The sequence below is a fragment of the Streptomyces sp. NPDC058872 genome, from assembly GCF_042743065.1.
Classification (GTDB): Bacteria; Actinomycetota; Actinomycetes; order Streptomycetales; family Streptomycetaceae; genus Streptomyces.
In genome coordinates this window covers 38,031-52,246 of sequence record NZ_JBHYMK010000005.1, presented here as the reverse complement: position 1 = coordinate 52,246, position 14,216 = coordinate 38,031, and the positions used below count along the sequence as shown (strand labels likewise).

Annotated in this window: 16 protein-coding genes and 1 riboswitch; of the genes, 8 read left to right on the top strand and 8 right to left on the bottom strand. The window is 75.0% G+C overall.

Translation table 11 applies throughout. The annotated features are described in order from the left end of the window. Positions 1 to 37: 37 nt before the first annotated feature. On the bottom strand, positions 38 to 838 hold the full coding sequence (locus ACFW22_RS04430) for an alpha/beta fold hydrolase (RefSeq protein WP_386398722.1): 801 nt from the start codon (positions 836 to 838) through the stop codon (positions 38 to 40). 75 nt (positions 839 to 913) lie between these two features. Between ACFW22_RS04430 and ACFW22_RS04425 the strand changes: the two genes are divergently transcribed. The 3 genes from ACFW22_RS04425 to ACFW22_RS04415 are packed head-to-tail and all read left to right on the top strand — an operon-like array spanning position 914 to position 3,604. Beyond that, positions 914 to 2,293 carry a PLP-dependent aminotransferase family protein gene (locus ACFW22_RS04425; protein ID WP_386398720.1) on the top strand — a complete coding sequence of 460 codons (1,380 nt, stop codon included), beginning with the start codon at positions 914 to 916 and terminating at the stop codon, positions 2,291 to 2,293. Positions 2,294 to 2,342: 49 nt separating this feature from the next. Then, entirely contained in the window at positions 2,343 to 2,747 is a 405-nt protein-coding gene (locus ACFW22_RS04420; protein WP_386398718.1) for a hypothetical protein, read from the top strand. Further along, complete coding sequence (locus tag ACFW22_RS04415) at positions 2,744 to 3,604, top strand: serine hydrolase (protein ID WP_386398716.1); 861 nt, start codon at positions 2,744 to 2,746, stop codon at positions 3,602 to 3,604. The genes ACFW22_RS04420 and ACFW22_RS04415 overlap by 4 nt, the downstream gene beginning before the upstream one ends. Positions 3,605 to 3,720: 116 nt before the next feature. Here ACFW22_RS04415 and ACFW22_RS04410 read toward each other — a convergent pair whose 3' ends face one another. Both ACFW22_RS04410 and ACFW22_RS04405 read right to left on the bottom strand, forming a co-directional pair. After that, a complete protein-coding gene (locus ACFW22_RS04410; RefSeq protein ID WP_386398714.1) occupies positions 3,721 to 4,359 on the bottom strand; it encodes an FMN reductase in 639 nt (212 codons plus the stop codon). Positions 4,360 to 4,363: 4 nt separating this feature from the next. Further along, positions 4,364 to 5,443 carry an LLM class flavin-dependent oxidoreductase gene (locus ACFW22_RS04405; RefSeq protein ID WP_386399048.1) on the bottom strand — a complete coding sequence of 360 codons (1,080 nt, stop codon included), beginning with the start codon at positions 5,441 to 5,443 and terminating at the stop codon, positions 4,364 to 4,366. Positions 5,444 to 5,551: 108 nt separating this feature from the next. Between ACFW22_RS04405 and ACFW22_RS04400 the strand changes: the two genes are divergently transcribed. From ACFW22_RS04400 to cobM, 3 genes are read left to right on the top strand one after another with little or no spacing between them, the layout of a single operon-like run. Then, entirely contained in the window at positions 5,552 to 5,692 is a 141-nt protein-coding gene (locus tag ACFW22_RS04400; RefSeq protein ID WP_384872710.1) for a DUF6126 family protein, read from the top strand. A 32-nt stretch (positions 5,693 to 5,724) separates the two neighbouring features. Next, positions 5,725 to 6,957 carry a precorrin-6y C5,15-methyltransferase (decarboxylating) subunit CbiE gene (gene cbiE, locus ACFW22_RS04395; RefSeq protein ID WP_386398712.1) on the top strand — a complete coding sequence of 411 codons (1,233 nt, stop codon included), beginning with the start codon at positions 5,725 to 5,727 and terminating at the stop codon, positions 6,955 to 6,957. Continuing rightward, a complete protein-coding gene (cobM, locus tag ACFW22_RS04390; RefSeq protein ID WP_386398710.1) occupies positions 6,954 to 7,703 on the top strand; it encodes a precorrin-4 C(11)-methyltransferase in 750 nt (249 codons plus the stop codon). Before cbiE ends, cobM begins: the two co-directional genes overlap by 4 nt. A gap of 20 nt (positions 7,704 to 7,723) precedes the next feature. On the opposite strand, the gene ACFW22_RS04385 is transcribed toward cobM, so the two are convergent. Beyond that, positions 7,724 to 7,798 carry a 50S ribosomal protein bL37 gene (locus tag ACFW22_RS04385; RefSeq protein WP_099895366.1) on the bottom strand — a complete coding sequence of 25 codons (75 nt, stop codon included), beginning with the start codon at positions 7,796 to 7,798 and terminating at the stop codon, positions 7,724 to 7,726. Positions 7,799 to 7,906: 108 nt separating this feature from the next. On the opposite strand from ACFW22_RS04385, the gene ACFW22_RS04380 reads away from it, so the two are divergent. Next, a complete protein-coding gene (locus tag ACFW22_RS04380) occupies positions 7,907 to 8,584 on the top strand; it encodes a hypothetical protein (protein ID WP_386398708.1) in 678 nt (225 codons plus the stop codon). A 49-nt stretch (positions 8,585 to 8,633) separates the two neighbouring features. Here ACFW22_RS04380 and ACFW22_RS04375 read toward each other — a convergent pair whose 3' ends face one another. Beyond that, positions 8,634 to 9,752, bottom strand: coding sequence for a cobalt-precorrin-5B (C(1))-methyltransferase (locus ACFW22_RS04375; protein WP_386398706.1), 1,119 nt, complete (start codon positions 9,750 to 9,752; stop codon positions 8,634 to 8,636). Positions 9,753 to 9,764: 12 nt separating this feature from the next. Between ACFW22_RS04375 and ACFW22_RS04370 the strand changes: the two genes are divergently transcribed. Beyond that, positions 9,765 to 10,502 (top strand): cobalt-precorrin-6A reductase, encoded by a 738-nt coding sequence (locus ACFW22_RS04370; protein ID WP_386398704.1) that lies wholly within the window; start codon positions 9,765 to 9,767, stop codon positions 10,500 to 10,502. On the opposite strand, the gene cobJ is transcribed toward ACFW22_RS04370, so the two are convergent. From cobJ to ACFW22_RS04355, 3 genes are read right to left on the bottom strand one after another with little or no spacing between them, the layout of a single operon-like run. After that, complete coding sequence (gene cobJ / locus ACFW22_RS04365; protein WP_386398702.1) at positions 10,493 to 11,977, bottom strand: precorrin-3B C(17)-methyltransferase; 1,485 nt, start codon at positions 11,975 to 11,977, stop codon at positions 10,493 to 10,495. The genes ACFW22_RS04370 and cobJ overlap by 10 nt on opposite strands. Then, positions 11,974 to 12,609 carry a precorrin-8X methylmutase gene (locus ACFW22_RS04360; RefSeq protein WP_386399045.1) on the bottom strand — a complete coding sequence of 212 codons (636 nt, stop codon included), beginning with the start codon at positions 12,607 to 12,609 and terminating at the stop codon, positions 11,974 to 11,976. The genes cobJ and ACFW22_RS04360 overlap by 4 nt, the downstream gene beginning before the upstream one ends. 14 nt (positions 12,610 to 12,623) lie before the next feature. Then, positions 12,624 to 13,961: a cobalamin biosynthesis protein CobG gene (locus ACFW22_RS04355; RefSeq protein WP_386399042.1), complete on the bottom strand. Its 1,338-nt coding sequence runs from the start codon at positions 13,959 to 13,961 to the stop codon at positions 12,624 to 12,626. An 80-nt stretch (positions 13,962 to 14,041) separates the two neighbouring features. Then, a riboswitch (cobalamin riboswitch) is annotated at positions 14,042 to 14,176 on the top strand. The last annotated feature ends 40 nt before the right edge of the window (positions 14,177 to 14,216 follow it).

Below are 14,216 nucleotides of genomic sequence, written 5' to 3'. Positions count from 1 at the left end.
GTCCCCATCGTCGGGGCGCTTTCCGGTGCGCGATCGTTCAACGGGTCCGAACGAGTGAGCCGAGGAAGGCGTCGAGTGCCGCGTCGAACTCCTCGGGCCGTTCCAGGTTGGGCAGGTGGGCGGCCCGTTCGATGACGGCGAGCGTGGAGTGCGGCAGCAGGGCGTGCATCTCCTCCGCGTCCGCCACCGGCGTGTAGGTGTCCTCCCGGCCGACCACGACCAGCGCGGGGACCGCGAGCGCGGCGAGCGTCTCCCGGTAGTCGGGCCGCTCGGCCCGACCGCGCAGCGCGGCGGCTGCGGCGACCGGGTCGGTGGCGCACATCATGCGGTGGACGTGGGGTGCGGCATGGGTGTTGTGCGGGGCGACCATCCGGTCGAGGACCTCGTCGGCGTACCCCCGCATGCCCTCCCGCAGGAGCCGGTCGGCCAGGGCGTTCCGGGCCCGCTTGCCGTCCTCGGTCTCGGCGGCGGGGAAGGTGTCGGCGAGGACGAGGCCCCGGACGCGCCCGGGGTGGCGGCGGACCAGTTCCATGGCGATCTGGCCGCCCATGGACAGGCCGGCGAGGACGCACTCCTCGATGCCCAGGTCGTCGAGGAGGGCGACGAGGTCCTCGGCGAAGACGCCGAGCTCGGTGGAGCCGGGGGAGGCGCCGAGCGGGCTGTCGCCGTAGCCGCGCAGGTCGGGGGCGAGGACCCGGTGTCCGGCGCGGGAGAAGCGGTCGACCTGCGGCTGCCACATGGTGCGGTCGAAGGGGTGGCCGTGGACCAGCAGGAGGGCGGGTCCGGAGCCCCGGTCCGTGTAGGAGGTCTCGGCGTGGACGGTGCGGGAGACGGGCATGGCGGCAGGCTAGGCAGCCCGCACCGATCGGTGCAATAAGATCTTTGCTCTCGGTGCAATGGGGGAGGGGTTCGCATGGACGAGTACCGCAGGATCGCGGACCGGGTCGAAGCGGCCGTGCGGGGCGGGCGGCTCAAGCCCGGCGATCGGATGCCCCCGCAGCGCGTCTTCGCCCGCCGCCACGGGATCGCGAACTCGACGGCGATCCGCGTCTACGGGGAGTTGGCCCGCCGCGGCCTGGTCGTCGGAGAGGTCGGTCGCGGCACCTTCGTCCGGGCCGCGCCCCCGCTGCCCGGCCCGGCCCTCGCCGAGGCCACCGGCGCCGCGCCCGTCGACCTCCAGCTCAACTACCCGACCGTGCCCGGGCAGTCGGAGCTCATGGCCCGTGCGCTCGCCGCCCTCGCCCGGCCCGACGTCCTCGCCGAGGCCGTCTCCCGCCCCGCCGCCGCCGGCGGCACCCCGCAGGCCCGGGAAGCGGCGGCGACCGTGCTCGCCCGGCCCGGTTGGGCTCCCGATCCCGAAGGGGTCCTCTTCGCCGGGAACGGCAGACAGGCCCTCGCCGCCGCGCTCTCCGCGCTCGTCCCGACCGGCGGCCGGCTCGGCGTCGAAGCGCTCACGTACCCCCTGGTCAAAGCGGTCGCGGAGCGGCTCGGCATCCGACTCGTCCCGCTCGCCCTCGACGCGGAGGGCGTACGGCCCGAGGCCCTGGAGGCCGCCCACCGGTCCGCACCCCTCGCCGCCGTCTACCTCCAACCGACCCTGCACAATCCGCTCGCCACCACCCTCGGCGAGCAGCGGCGCGCCGAACTGGCCGAACTCCTCAGGCACTTGGACCTGACGGCCGTCGAAGACACCACCTGGGCCTTCCTGGTCCCCGACGCGCCCGCCCCGCTCGCCGCCCACGCCCCCGAACGCGTCCTCCTCGTCGACAGCCTCTCCAAGCGGCTCGCCCCCGGGCTGACCGTCGGCTACGTCGTGGCGCCGGGACGGCTGCGGAACACGGTGGCCGACGCCCTGCGCTCCGGCGCCTGGACGGCGGGCGGCCTCGCCCTCGCCGCCGCGACCCGATGGGCCGGCGACGGAACGGTCGCCGAGGCCGTCGCCGCCAAGCGGGCCGATGCCAGGGCCCGGCACGCCCTGGTCGCCCGCCACCTCGGCGACCGGACCGTCCGGACCTCGCCCCACGCCTACTCCTGCTGGTGGGAACTGCCCGCCCCGTGGCGCGCCGAGACCTTCACGGCCGCCGCGGCGGCCCGTGCGGGCGTGGCGGTCACCCCGGGCAGCGCCTTCGCCGTGGGCCGCGGCGGCGCGCCCGATGCGATCAGGATCGGGCTCGCCTCCCCGCCCCACCCGGTCCTGGACGAGGCCCTGGCCCGGCTGGCGGCCCTGGCCGCCGGGGGCCCGGCGACCGGACCCGGCCCTGATCCACTTGCGGGCCGTCCGGCGGGGGTGTGACCTGGAGGGTGCGGGAACCAGGGGGGCGAGAGACGAAGGAGCTCCTGCCATGGCCGCACACGCAGCGGCGCCCACCAGGCGCCGGATCAGCATGAACGGCTGGGGAGGCCCGGTCACCATCGGCGTCCTGTACGGCCTCTACGCCGCCACCGTCGCGCGCCAGGGCGGCCCCACGACCCTGGGACAGCTGTGGCTCGGCCTCGTCTCGGCCGTGGTCCTCGCCGTCGCCATCGTCGCCCTGCGGCACTACGGCCGTGCCCTGCCCCGCGAGCCGCGCGCCGCCGCCTGGGGCGCGCTCCCCGGCATCGCGGTCGGCTTCCTCTACAGCCTGTCCGGCGCGAGCGTCTTCTCGTCGAGCGGGCTGGGACTGATGACGGCCCTGGTGTCCGGCGCCGCCGCCTACTACCTCTTCTACACGCACGAGGACGCCACGGGGCATCCGGCTCCCTGGTGAGCCGGGGCGCGCGCACCCTCCTGGTGCTCCCGCTGCTGGGCGCGGCGCTCGCCGCCTCGTGCGTCCTCGCCCCCGAGCGCTCCGCCGCCGCGCCCCGGCCGGCGCCCCCCGGCCCGTCGGCGAGCGCCCCGAGCCCCGAGCAGGCCGTGCGTGCGGCGCTCGACGGGCTCGGCCCGTCCCCCGGCCGGTACGCGCTTGCGGTCGAGGACCTGACCTCGGGCCACTGCGTGACGTACGGGGCGGTCACGGAGCCGTTCGTCTCCGCGAGCCTCATCAAGGTCGACATCCTGGCCGCCCTGTTGCTGCACGTGCAGGACCGCGGGACCCCGCTCACCGCCGGGGAGCGGCAGCTCGCTTCCGCCATGATCCGCCGGAGCGACAACGACGCGGCCCAGCAGCTCTGGATCGAGGTGGGCAGGCGCCCGGGCCTGGACGCCGCCAACGAACGGCTCGGCTTCAGCGGGGCGCACGCCGGGCAGCAAGGTCCCTGGGGGCTCACCCGGACCACGGTCCTCGACCAGCTGAACCTGTTGAGGCGCGTCTTCACCGAGGACTCGCCGCTGACCGCCGGGTCCCGGGCCTATCTGCGGTCCCTGATGGGCGGGGTCTCCGCCGGGCAGGACTGGGGCGTCAGCGCGGCGAGCTCTCCCGCCGGTGCGTTCGCCCTCAAGAACGGTTGGCTGCAGCGGGACGCGACGCACCGCTGGGTCGTCCACAGCATCGGCAGGGTGGAACACGGGGGGCACGTCCTGCTGGTGGCCGTCCTCACCGACGGGCAGCTCGCGTACGAGGACGGGGTCTCGCTCGTCGAGCGGACCGCGGCGACGGCGGTCCGCGCCCTGACGGAGAACTCCTGAGGAGAACTCCTGACGCCGGGCCCCGGCCTCCGACCGTGGGCGGCCTCCGACCGTGGGCGGTCGGCGGGCCGGCGCCGGGGGCCGGCACCGGCCCGGGACGTCGCTCCCGGAGCGGATCAGTCGAGCCGCAGGTCCGCCAACTGCTGCTCGAACGGGATGACCTCGTCCTCCTCCGCCCGCCGGGCGGGCCGTGCCGCGACCGCGTCCGCGAACTCGTTCCCGGCCCGGGTGATCCGGGTGGGCAGCCCCTCCTGCCCGAAACCGGTCGGCGCCGCGCCGCCGCCGGTGCCCCAGTCCTCGGAGGCCGCGTAGACCGCGGTGGGGACGACGAGGGCCCGCAGGTGGGCGAAGAGCGGTCGCAGGGCGTGGTCCAGGACCAGGGAGTGGCGGGCCGTGCCGCCGGTCGCTCCGAGGAGGACCGGGGTGCCGGTCAGCGCGGCCGGGTCCATCAGGTCGAAGAAGGACTTGAAGAGCCCGCTGTACGAGCCGGTGAAGACCGGGGTCACCGCGATGACGCCGTCCGCTCCGGTCACCGCGTCGATCGCCTCCTGCAGAGCGGCCGACGGGAATCCCGTCACGAAGTGCTTCGCGACGTCCACGGCGAGGTCGCGCAGTTCGACGACCCGGACGTCGACGGCGTACTCCTGCTCGGCGAGCCGGTACCGGGCCGCCCGGAGCAGCCGGTCGGTGAGGAGCCGGGTCGAGGACGGGCTGCTGAGTCCGGCCGAGACGGCGACCAGCTTCAGGGTCTGCATGGCCTCAGGCCTCCTTCTTCGCGGAAACGGCGGGGTGGAGCGGGGCGGTCTCCGGCACGCCGGCCGGACGCAGGTTGGCGAACTCCTTGCGGAGCACCGGGACGACCTCCTCGCCGAGGAGGTCGAGCTGCTCCAGGACCGTCTTGAGGGGGAGTCCCGCGTGGTCGATCAGGAACAGCTGGCGCTGGTAGTCGCCCACGTACGCGCGGAAGGACAGGGTGCGCTCGATGACCTCCTGCGGGGAGCCGACGGTCAGCGGGGTCTCCCGGCTGAACTCCTCCAGGGAGGGGCCGTGGCCGTAGACCGGTGCGTTGTCGAAGTACGGGCGGAACTCCCGTACGGCGTCCTGCGAGTTCTTCCGCACGAAGACCTGTCCGCCCAGGCCGACGATCGCCTGCTCGGGGGTGCCGTGGCCGTAGTGCGCGTACCGCTGCCGGTAGAGGCGGACCATCTTCTCGGTGTGCTGCTTGGGCCAGAAGATGTGGTTCGCGAAGAAGCCGTCGCCGTAGTAGGCGGCCTGTTCGGCGATCTCCGGGGAGCGGATGGAGCCGTGCCAGACGAACGGCGGGACGCCGTCGAGCGGGCGCGGGGTGGACGTGAAGCCCTGGAGCGCGGTGCGGAACGTGCCCTCCCAGTCGACCACGTCCTCCCGCCACAGCTTGTGGAGGAGCGCGTAGTGCTCGATGGCGAGCGGGATGCCCTGTCGGATGTCCTGGCCGAACCACGGGTAGACCGGGCCGGTGTTGCCGCGGCCCATCATCAGGTCCACCCGGCCGTCGGCGAGGTGCTGGAGGGTCGCGTAGTCCTCGGCGATCTTCACCGGGTCATTGGTGGTGATGAGGGTCGTGGAGGTGGAGAGGACCAGGTCCTCGGTGCGGGCGGCGATGTGCCCGAGGAGGGTGGTGGGGGAGGACGGCACGAACGGCGGGTTGTGGTGCTCCCCGGTCGCGAAGACGTCGAGCCCGACCTCCTCGGCCTTGAGCGCGAGGGCGACGGTGTTCTTGATGCGCTCGTGCTCGGTGGGGGTGCGGCCGGTGGTGGGGTCGGTCGTCACGTCGCCGACGGTGAAGATCCCGAACTGCATCGTGCTCACCTCTCGCCCTTCGATGCCTGGAAGCCGGTGGTTGAATATTGAATCATCGGCTTCAACGGCACGCCCCCCTTCCCTATTCCGGCCCGTACCCTGGACCGCATGACGACACCCGAGACCGACGGCGAGCGCTGGAAGGAGCGGGGCGTGATGCTCCGCGTCTTCGTGTACGTCTTCGCCACCCACGCCTTCGCCGGCTTCGTCTGGCTGCTCTTCTACGTCGGGCAGAACGCCCAGAAGTAGGAGCCGACCGGGGCTCACGTAGAGTCGCCGACGTGAACGGTGCGATAGCGGTCGTCGGAATCGGCGCGGACGGCTGGGACGGACTCCCCGAGACCTCCCGCCGCGTCCTGGGCGCCGCCGAGGTCCTCCTCGGCGCCCCCCGCCAGCTCGACCTGCTGCCCGCCGCGGACTGCCCCGGCGAACGGATCGCCTGGCCCTCCCCCCTCCGCCCCGCCGTCCCCGGACTGCTCGCCGCCCACCGGGGCCGCGCCCTCGCCGTCCTCGCCAGCGGGGACCCCTCCTTCCACGGCATCGCCCGCACCCTCCTGGAGTCCGGGGCCGCCGACGCCGAACGGCTCCGCATCCACCCGCACCCGTCCTCCGTCTCCTACGCCTGCGCCCGCCTCGGCTGGCCCCTGGAGGACACCGAGACCGTCTCCCTCGTCGCCCGCCCCCTCGCCGCGCTCTCCGCCGCCCTCCACCACGGCCGCCGCCTCCTCGTCCTCAGCGAGGGCGCCGACACCGCCGCCCGGGTCGCCGAACTGCTGCGCGCCACGGGCTGGGGCGGCACCCGCATCCGGGTCCTGGAGCAGCTGGGCGGTCCCGCCGAACGCCTCCTCGACGGCACGGCCGAGCACTGGCCGCACGGCCGCACCGCTCCCCTCAACGTCCTCGCGCTCGACTGCGCCCGCGACCCGGAGGCCCTCCGGCTCGGCTCGGCGCCCGGGCTCCCCGACGCGGCGTACGAGCACGACGGGCAGCTCACCAAGCGCCACGTGCGGGCCGCCACCCTCGCCGCCCTCGCCCCCGCCCCCGGCGAACTGCTCTGGGACGTCGGCGGCGGCTCCGGCTCCATCGGCGTCGAATGGATGCGTACCCACCGCTCCTGCCGGGCGATCGCCATCGAGAGGTCCCCCGAGCGGGCCGCCCGGATCACCCGCAACGCGGACGCCCTCGGCGTCCCCGGCCTGCGCGTCGTCCGGGCCGCCGCACCGGAGGGCCTCGCCGGCCTGGAGACCCCCGACGCCGTCTTCATCGGCGGCGGCCTCACCGTGCCCGGCCTGCTCGACGCCTGCTGGGACGTCCTGCCCCCCGGCGGTCGGCTCGTCGCCAACACCGTGACGCTGGAGTCCGAGGCCCTGCTCGCCGACCGCTACCGCCGCCACGGCGGCGAACTCGTCCGGCTCGCGGTCTCCACCGCCGTGCCCGTCGGCGGCTTCACGGGCTGGCGCCAGGCCATGCCCGTCACCCAGTGGTCCGTAACGAAAGGTTCTGAAGAGGGATGACCGTCTACTTCATCGGCGCGGGCCCCGGCGCGGCCGACCTGATCACCGTGCGCGGTGCGCGGACCCTCGCGGCCTGCGGCGTCTGCCTCTACGCCGGCTCCCTCGTCCCCACCGAGCTCCTCGCCGAGTGCCCGCCGGACGCCAAGCTCGTCGACACGGCCCGGCTCGACCTGGACCAGATCATCGCCGAGATCACCGCCGCCCACGAGGCCGGCCGGGACGTGGCCCGACTGCACTCCGGCGACCCGTCCGTCTTCAGCGCCGTCGCGGAGCAGATGCGCCGCCTCGACGCCGCGGGGATCCCCTACGAGGTCGTGCCGGGCGTCCCGGCCTTCGCCGCCGCGGCGGCGGCCCTCAAGCGGGAACTCACCGTCCCCACGGTCGGCCAGACCGTCATCCTCACGCGGATCGCCCAGCAGGCCACGCCCATGCCCGAGGGGGAGGACCTCGCCACCCTCGGCCGCAGCGGCGCCCTGCTCGTCCTGCACCTCGCCGCGCGCTACGTCGACCGGATCGTCACCGAACTCGTCCCCCACTACGGCGCCGACTGCCCGGTCGCCGTCGTCGCGATGGCCAGCCGCCCCGACGAGGTGGTGCTGCGCGGCACCCTCGACGACATCGCGTCCCAGGTGAAGACCGCGGGCATCACCAAGACCGCCGTCATCATCGTCGGCCGCACCCTCGCGGCCTCGGAGTTCCGCGACAGCCACCTCTACGACCCGGCCCGGGACCGTCACAGCTGCTGACCGCCCCGGACCGGCCGGAATCAGGCGTTGGGCCGCTTGCCGTGGTTCGCCTTCTTCTTCTTGCGGGCCCGCTTCTTGTTGCCGCGCTTCGCCATGGGACTCCCTCTCACCCAACTCACTAGGGGACGGTGCCCTGGCAAGCCTAGGGTCGGGGTGCAGGGCCCGCACGTCGATCCGTCGAAGCCGTGCGGTCTCATGGAGGCATGACCGTCTACGACGTGGCCCGGGCGCTGCCGGGCATCGAGGAACTGCGCGACCACAGCCGGGCGCTCGCCATGGCGGAGGCCGTGCTCTGCCCGGAGTGGGAGGGCCGCTCCTACTCCTTCGACGCCCACTGGTCGGAGGACGAGCAACTGGCGTCGATGAGGGACGGTGAGGGCGGCGAGTACACGATCGTCCTCTCCCCCGCGGGGGCCTTCGCCCGCGCCTTCGACCACGAGTCGCCGCTCAGCCCGTTCGGACCGCTCGCGGACGGCCGGACCTGGCCCGGCCTGCTCGACGGGGTTCCGGAGCCCTTCGGGGAGTACCTGACCGAGCCCGCGTTCACCGACGAGGACGGGGTCCACGTGACCACCGCCTGCCTGTGGCGGGAGGCCGCGGACACCGCCTGGAGCACCGGGCCGGTCGAGTTCCCGGACCTGGACGGGCACCCGGACCCGGACGGCTCCGGCCGTCTCTTCCGCCTGCTGACGGACCGCTCGGCGGAGGCGTACGCGGAGTGGGCCGAGGAGTACTACGAGCGCCCGGTGGACCGCGGGGCCGTCCGCCGGCTGCTCGCCCTGCACCCGCTGACGGCGGAGCTCGTCGCCGCCCTCAACCCCGAGGTGACGCTCGCGGACCTCGCCGAGGACATCCAGGAGATCGGCTACCCGACGGCCTGAGCACCGCCCGGCCGCGCTCCGGCGGGGCGGGCCGCCGGGGCGCAGCGGGTCAGGGGCCCTGCACCGCCGACCGTCCCACCACGACCCCCGCGCGGTCGATGCAGACCACGTCCACCGCGATCGGGGCGCCCCGCAGCACGGACAGGGCCTCGTCGCGGGCGCGGGCGGCCACCAGGTCGCCCAGCGGGACGGCGGCGGCCTCGCAGAGGCGGAGGGCGGCGAGGCCCGTGTTGGCGGCGGCGACCTCCGCCGCCAGGGGCTCCGGGGCACCGCCGGCGCGGGCCAGCTCCGCCAGGAACGCCTTGTCGACCTGCGAGCGGGCCGAATGGAGGTCCAGATGACCGGCGGCGAGCTTGGAGAGCTTGGCGAAGCCGCCGCAGAGGGTGAGCCGGTCGACCGGATGCCGACGGAGGTACTTGAGGACGGCGCCCGCGAAGTCGCCCATGTCCAGGAGCGCGATCTCCGGCAGCTCGTACAGGCCCCTCACCGTGCGCTCCGAGGTCGAGCCCGTGCAGCCCGCCACATGGGTGAGGCCGCCGGCACGGGCCACGTCGACGCCCCGGCGGATGGAGTCGATCCAGGCCGAGCAGGAGTACGGGACGACGACCCCGGTCGTGCCGAGGATCGACAGGCCGCCGAGGATGCCGATGCGGGGGTTCCAGGTGGAACGGGCGATCTCGGCGCCGTTGTCGACGGAGATCGTGACCTCCACGTCGCCGGGGGCGCCGTGCGCGGCGGCGACCGCGGCCACGTGCTCCCGCATCAGCTGCCGGGGCACCGGGTTGATCGCCGGCTCGCCGACGTCGAGGGGCAGCCCGGGCAGGGTGACCGTGCCGACCCCGGGGCCCGCCCGGAAGACCACGCCGGAACCGGCCGGCAACAGCCGCACCGTGGAGCGGATCACGGCCCCGTGGGTGACGTCCGGGTCGTCGCCCGCGTCCTTGACCACCGCCGCCATGGCGGTGCCGCCCGCCAGGGACTCCGCCGTCAGCGCGAAGGACGGCGTCTGCCCCTTCGGCAGGGTGATGGTCACCGGGTCGGGGAACCCGCCGGTCAACAGGGCCGTGTACGCGGCGGTGGTGGCCGCCGTCGCACAGGCACCGGTCGTCCAGCCCGGGCGGAGGCCGGTGTGCTTGAGTTGGGCCTCACGCCCGCCGCCTGACGTCACCGAGGGGCTCCTGTGCACGTACTCATTCTCGGGGGGACCACCGAGGCCCGCGCCCTCGCCGGACTGCTGCACGGCGAGGTCCGGGTGACCAGCTCCCTCGCGGGGCGGGTCGCGAGTCCCCGCCTGCCGGCCGGGGAGGTCCGGATCGGTGGCTTCGGCGGTGCCGAAGGGCTGGCCACGTGGGTGCGGGAGCACGCCGTGGACGCGGTCATCGACGCCACCCATCCCTTCGCCGAGCGGATCAGTTTCAACGCGGCCCGGGCGACCGCCACCGCCCATGTTCCCCTGCTGGCGCTGCGCCGTCCCGGCTGGGTCCCGGCGGAGGGCGACGACTGGCGTTCGGCGGCGACCCTGGAGGAGGCGGCCCGGGCCCTCGGCGACCTCGGCGACCGGGTCTTCCTGACGACGGGCCGCATGGGCCTCGCCGCCTTCGCCGACTGCCCGCAGTGGTTCCTGGTCCGCTCGGTGGACGCCCCGGACGTCCCCGTGCCGGCCCGCACCGAAGTCCTCCTCGACCGGGGCCCCTTCACCCTGGACGGCGAGCGGGAGCTCCTCGCCCGGCACCGCATCGACGTCCTGGTGACGAAGGACAGCGGAGGCGCGGCGACCGCCCCCAAGCTGACCGCCGCCCGGGAGGCGGGCATCCCGGTCGTGGTGGTCCGCCGCCCCCCGGTCCCGGACGGGGTCGCGGTGGCGGCGACCTCCGAGGAGGCCGCCGCCTGGGTGCGCGGTCGCGGACGTCAGCCGTAGCGGCGCGGCGTCCACGCGATCGTGCGGCCGTCGCCCCGTTCGACCGCGCGGGTCTGCGAGGACCCGATGAGGAGCAGGGTGCGCATGTCGACCTCGGAGGGGTCCAGGGTCTTGAGGGTCAGCACCCGGACCGACTGCTCCGGCCCGCCCACGTCACGGGCGACGACCACCGGGGTCTCGGGGGAGCGGAGTTCGAGGAGGAGGTCGCGGGCGGCGGCCACCTGGTGGGTGCGGGACTTGGAGCCCGGGTTGTAGAGGGCGATGACCAGGTCGGCCGAGGCGGCTGCCCGGAGCCGGGCCTCGATGACGTCCCAGGGCTTGAGCCGGTCGGAGAGGGAGATCGTGGCGTAGTCGTGGCCCAGGGGGGCGCCGGCCGCCGCGGCGGCGGCGTTGGCCGCGGTCACGCCCGGGAGGACCCGGACGGGCACGTCCGCGTACGCCGGCTCGCAGGCGACCTCCAGGACCGCCGTCGCCATGGCGAAGACGCCGGGGTCGCCGCCCGAGACGACCGCCACCTTCCGGCCGCGCCGGGCCAGGTCGAGGGCGAACTCGGCGCGCTCGGACTCGACCTTGTTGTCGGAGCCGTGCCGGATCTGCCCGGGCCGCAGCTCCGGCACCCGGTCGAGGTAGGTGGTGTAGCCGACGAGGACGTCGGCGTTGACGAGGGCGCCGCGCGACTCGGGGGTGAGCCAGGGCGCTCCGGCGGGCCCGGTGCCGACGACGGTGACCTCGCCCGCCTCCCGTACGGGGGGCTCCTGGTCGATGCGGGAGGGCAGCACGGCGACCGAGAAGTACGGGACGGACGCGGGGTCGACCTCCGTCAGCTTCTCCGTCCGCTCGCCGGCCATGAACGCCCGCTCCACGTACCGCGCGTCGTCCAGGCGGCCGGCCCGTTCCAGGGCCCGCTTCACGGTGGGGAAGGTGCGGCCGAGCTTCATGACGACCGCCGAGTCGGTGCCCGCGAGGCGGGCCGTCAGCTCGTCCTCCGGCAGGGTGCCGGGGATGATCGTGAGGACCTCTTCCGCCTCGCACAGCGGCTCGCCGAGCCGGGCGGCGGCGGCGCTCACCGAGGTGACGCCGGGGATGACGGTGGTGTCGTAGCGGTCGGCGAGCCGCTTGTGCATGTGCTGGTAGGAGCCGTAGAAGAGCGGGTCGCCCTCGGCGAGGACGGCGACGGTGCGGCCGGCGTCGAGGTGGGCGGCGAGGCGGGTCGCGGCCTCCTCGTAGAAGTCGTTCAGGGCCCCCCGGTAGCCGCCGGGGTGGTCCGTGGTCTCCACCGTGAGCGGGTACACCAGCCGCTCTTCGAGGTGGTCCTCGCGGATGTGCTCGGCGGCGATGGAGCGGGCGATGGAGCGGCCGTGGCGGGCGGAGTGGTAAGCGATGACGTCGGCTTCGGCGATCGCCCTCACGGCGGCCACGGTCATCAGGTTCGGGTCGCCGGGGCCGAGGCCCACGCCGTAGAGCTTGCCGGTCACTGCTGGATCTCCGCTTCGTGGGCGAGGGCGTTGAGCGCGGCGGCGGTCATCGCGCTGCCGCCGCGCCGGCCCCGTACGACCAGGTAGTCGAGGCCGAGGGCGTTTTCGGCCAGCGCCTCCTTGGATTCGGCGGCGCCGATGAAGCCGACGGGTATGCCGAGGACGGCGGCGGGCTTCCCGGCCCCCTTCGCGATCATCTCCAGGAGGTGGAAGAGGGCGGTGGGGGCGTTGCCGATGGCGACGACGGACCCTTCGAGCCGGTCCCGCCACAGCTCGAACGCGGCGGCGGAGCGGGTGGTGCCGAGCTCGGCGGCGAGGCCCGGGACGGCCGGGTCGGAGAGGCCGCAGAGCACCTCGTTGTCGGCGGGCAGCCGCTTGCGGGTGACGCCGCTGGCGACCATCTGCGCGTCGCAGAGGATGGGCGCACCGGCGCGGAGGGCGGTGCGGGCGCGGGCGACGACGCCGGGGGAGTACGCGATGTCCTGCACGAGGTCGGTCATGCCGCAGGCGTGGATCATCCGGACCGCCACCTGGGCGACGTCGGCGGGCAGGCCCGCGAGGTCCGCCTCGGCGCGGATGGTGGCAAAGGACCGGCGGTAGATTTCCGTCCCGTCCTTCTCGTAGTCGAACATCCTGTTGTTCTCGCTCATCTCGTGTGGGTCGGCAGGCTGCGGGCCGCCGAGACTGCTGCGGTCAGGGAGGTGCGGGGGGTGGGGACGCCGTCCACCAGGTAGCCGTCGTCGCCGGTGGCGAGGACGTCGATCCAGGTGCCGTGCGGGTGTCCGCAGCGGCGTGCGCAGCCGGAGAAGTGCACGGGCAGGGGTCCGGGGGGTGCGGCGGGGGCGTCGGCCCGGACGTCGGCGAGGGACTTGGCGCAGCCGGGCCGTCCGGTGCAGGCGGTGACCCGGGCGCCGGGTGCGTCGGAGCGGGTGAGCAGGCCGTGTGACGCCAGCTCGGCGAGCCGCGCCGGGAGGGAACCGACCGGGGTGCTTCCGCCGGCGGCCGGGGTGGGGGCGGAGGCTCGCCCGGCGGCCGGGACGGCGGCGGGGCGGTCCGCGGCCGGGGCGGCTGCGGCGCCCACCACGACGACCCCCCGCCACGGCGTGAGCCGGATCTCGGCGGCCGGCAGCAGGGCCCGCAGCTGGACGGCGGTGAGCCGGCCGAGCGGGGCGAGGACGTGCAGGGCGCCGTCGCCGAGCGGCCCGGGTTCGGGCGACCGGGGCACGGGCAGGGGCGGTACCGGTACGGGCTCGGCGGTGATCCCGGCCCGTGTCAGGGCGCCGGCCCAGTCCGGCAGGTGCCCCTCGGGCAGTTCGCGGGGGCGCCAGGCCCCGTTCCCGGCGGCCCCGGCGGCGTCCAGGAAGGCGAGGGCGGCGGTGAGGGCGGCCCGGACGGCGTCCGCGGCGGCGAGCCGGAAGGCCCGCGAGCCGAGCCGCAGCAGGACCGATCCGTCCGGTTCTGCGATCAAGCTCACATCGCCGCCCAGCCCGGCCACGTCTCCGCGCCCGTCGTCCAGGACGAACAGGAACCGCCCCGAAAGGGACGCCGCCCGGGCCTCGGCACACAGCGCGGCGTCCAGCTCGCGCGCCCACAACTGCACGTCGGCGTGGCCGAGTCCGTCGAGGCCCGCAGCGGGCGAGGCCACGATGTTGCGGACCCGTTCGTGGGTGGGGGAGGGCAGCAGGCCCGCCTCCGCCAGGAGCTCCGCCAGCCGCGCTCCGCAGTCCTCGGCGAGGCCGCGCAGCTCCGCGTTGCCGCGCGAGGTGATGCTGATCCGTCCGTCGCCGAGGGCATCGGCCGCACCGGCCAGGACCTCCACCTGAGCTGCCGTCAGACGGCCCGCGGGCAGGCGGAGTCGGGCCAGGCGGCCGTCGTCGGCGGCGTGCAGGCGCAGCGCCCCGGGGCAGGCGTCGCCACGGTCCCGCGTGCGGGCCTCGCCCGCTTCGGGCTTCGGGGGTGGGGTGGGCGGCATGGCGGCGAGCATACCCACGGGGAACCGGCCGGCCACCGGGTGTGATCCGGTCGACGTCCCCGCTCCCTGGGGGCCCGCCGGCGCCACGATCTAGGATGCAGACCGGCATGGGGTCCCAGGACCCCGGGGAGGAAGCCCGGTGAGATTCCGGCGCGGTCCCGCCACTGTGAGCCCGTACCAGCGATGGGGCGGGTGAGTCAGGAACTCCCTTTCCCGCGCTCTCGGCTTCGGCCGAGCGAGGGGAGGCCCCCATTCACACGACCACCC

Coding starts and splice junctions, on each gene's coding strand:
- ACFW22_RS04420 (WP_386398718.1), top strand. CDS start 2,343: ATGGCCGCACACGCAGCGGCGCCCACCAGGCGCCGGATCAGCATGAAC.
- ACFW22_RS04355 (WP_386399042.1), bottom strand. CDS start 13,961: ATGCTCGCCGCCATGCCGCCCACCCCACCCCCGAAGCCCGAAGCGGGC.
- ACFW22_RS04380 (WP_386398708.1), top strand. CDS start 7,907: ATGACCGTCTACGACGTGGCCCGGGCGCTGCCGGGCATCGAGGAACTG.
- ACFW22_RS04425 (WP_386398720.1), top strand. CDS start 914: ATGGACGAGTACCGCAGGATCGCGGACCGGGTCGAAGCGGCCGTGCGG.
- ACFW22_RS04360 (WP_386399045.1), bottom strand. CDS start 12,609: ATGTTCGACTACGAGAAGGACGGGACGGAAATCTACCGCCGGTCCTTT.
- cobM (WP_386398710.1), top strand. CDS start 6,954: ATGACCGTCTACTTCATCGGCGCGGGCCCCGGCGCGGCCGACCTGATC.
- ACFW22_RS04410 (WP_386398714.1), bottom strand. CDS start 4,359: ATGCAGACCCTGAAGCTGGTCGCCGTCTCGGCCGGACTCAGCAGCCCG.
- ACFW22_RS04400 (WP_384872710.1), top strand. CDS start 5,552: ATGACGACACCCGAGACCGACGGCGAGCGCTGGAAGGAGCGGGGCGTG.
- ACFW22_RS04405 (WP_386399048.1), bottom strand. CDS start 5,443: ATGCAGTTCGGGATCTTCACCGTCGGCGACGTGACGACCGACCCCACC.
- ACFW22_RS04430 (WP_386398722.1), bottom strand. CDS start 838: ATGCCCGTCTCCCGCACCGTCCACGCCGAGACCTCCTACACGGACCGG.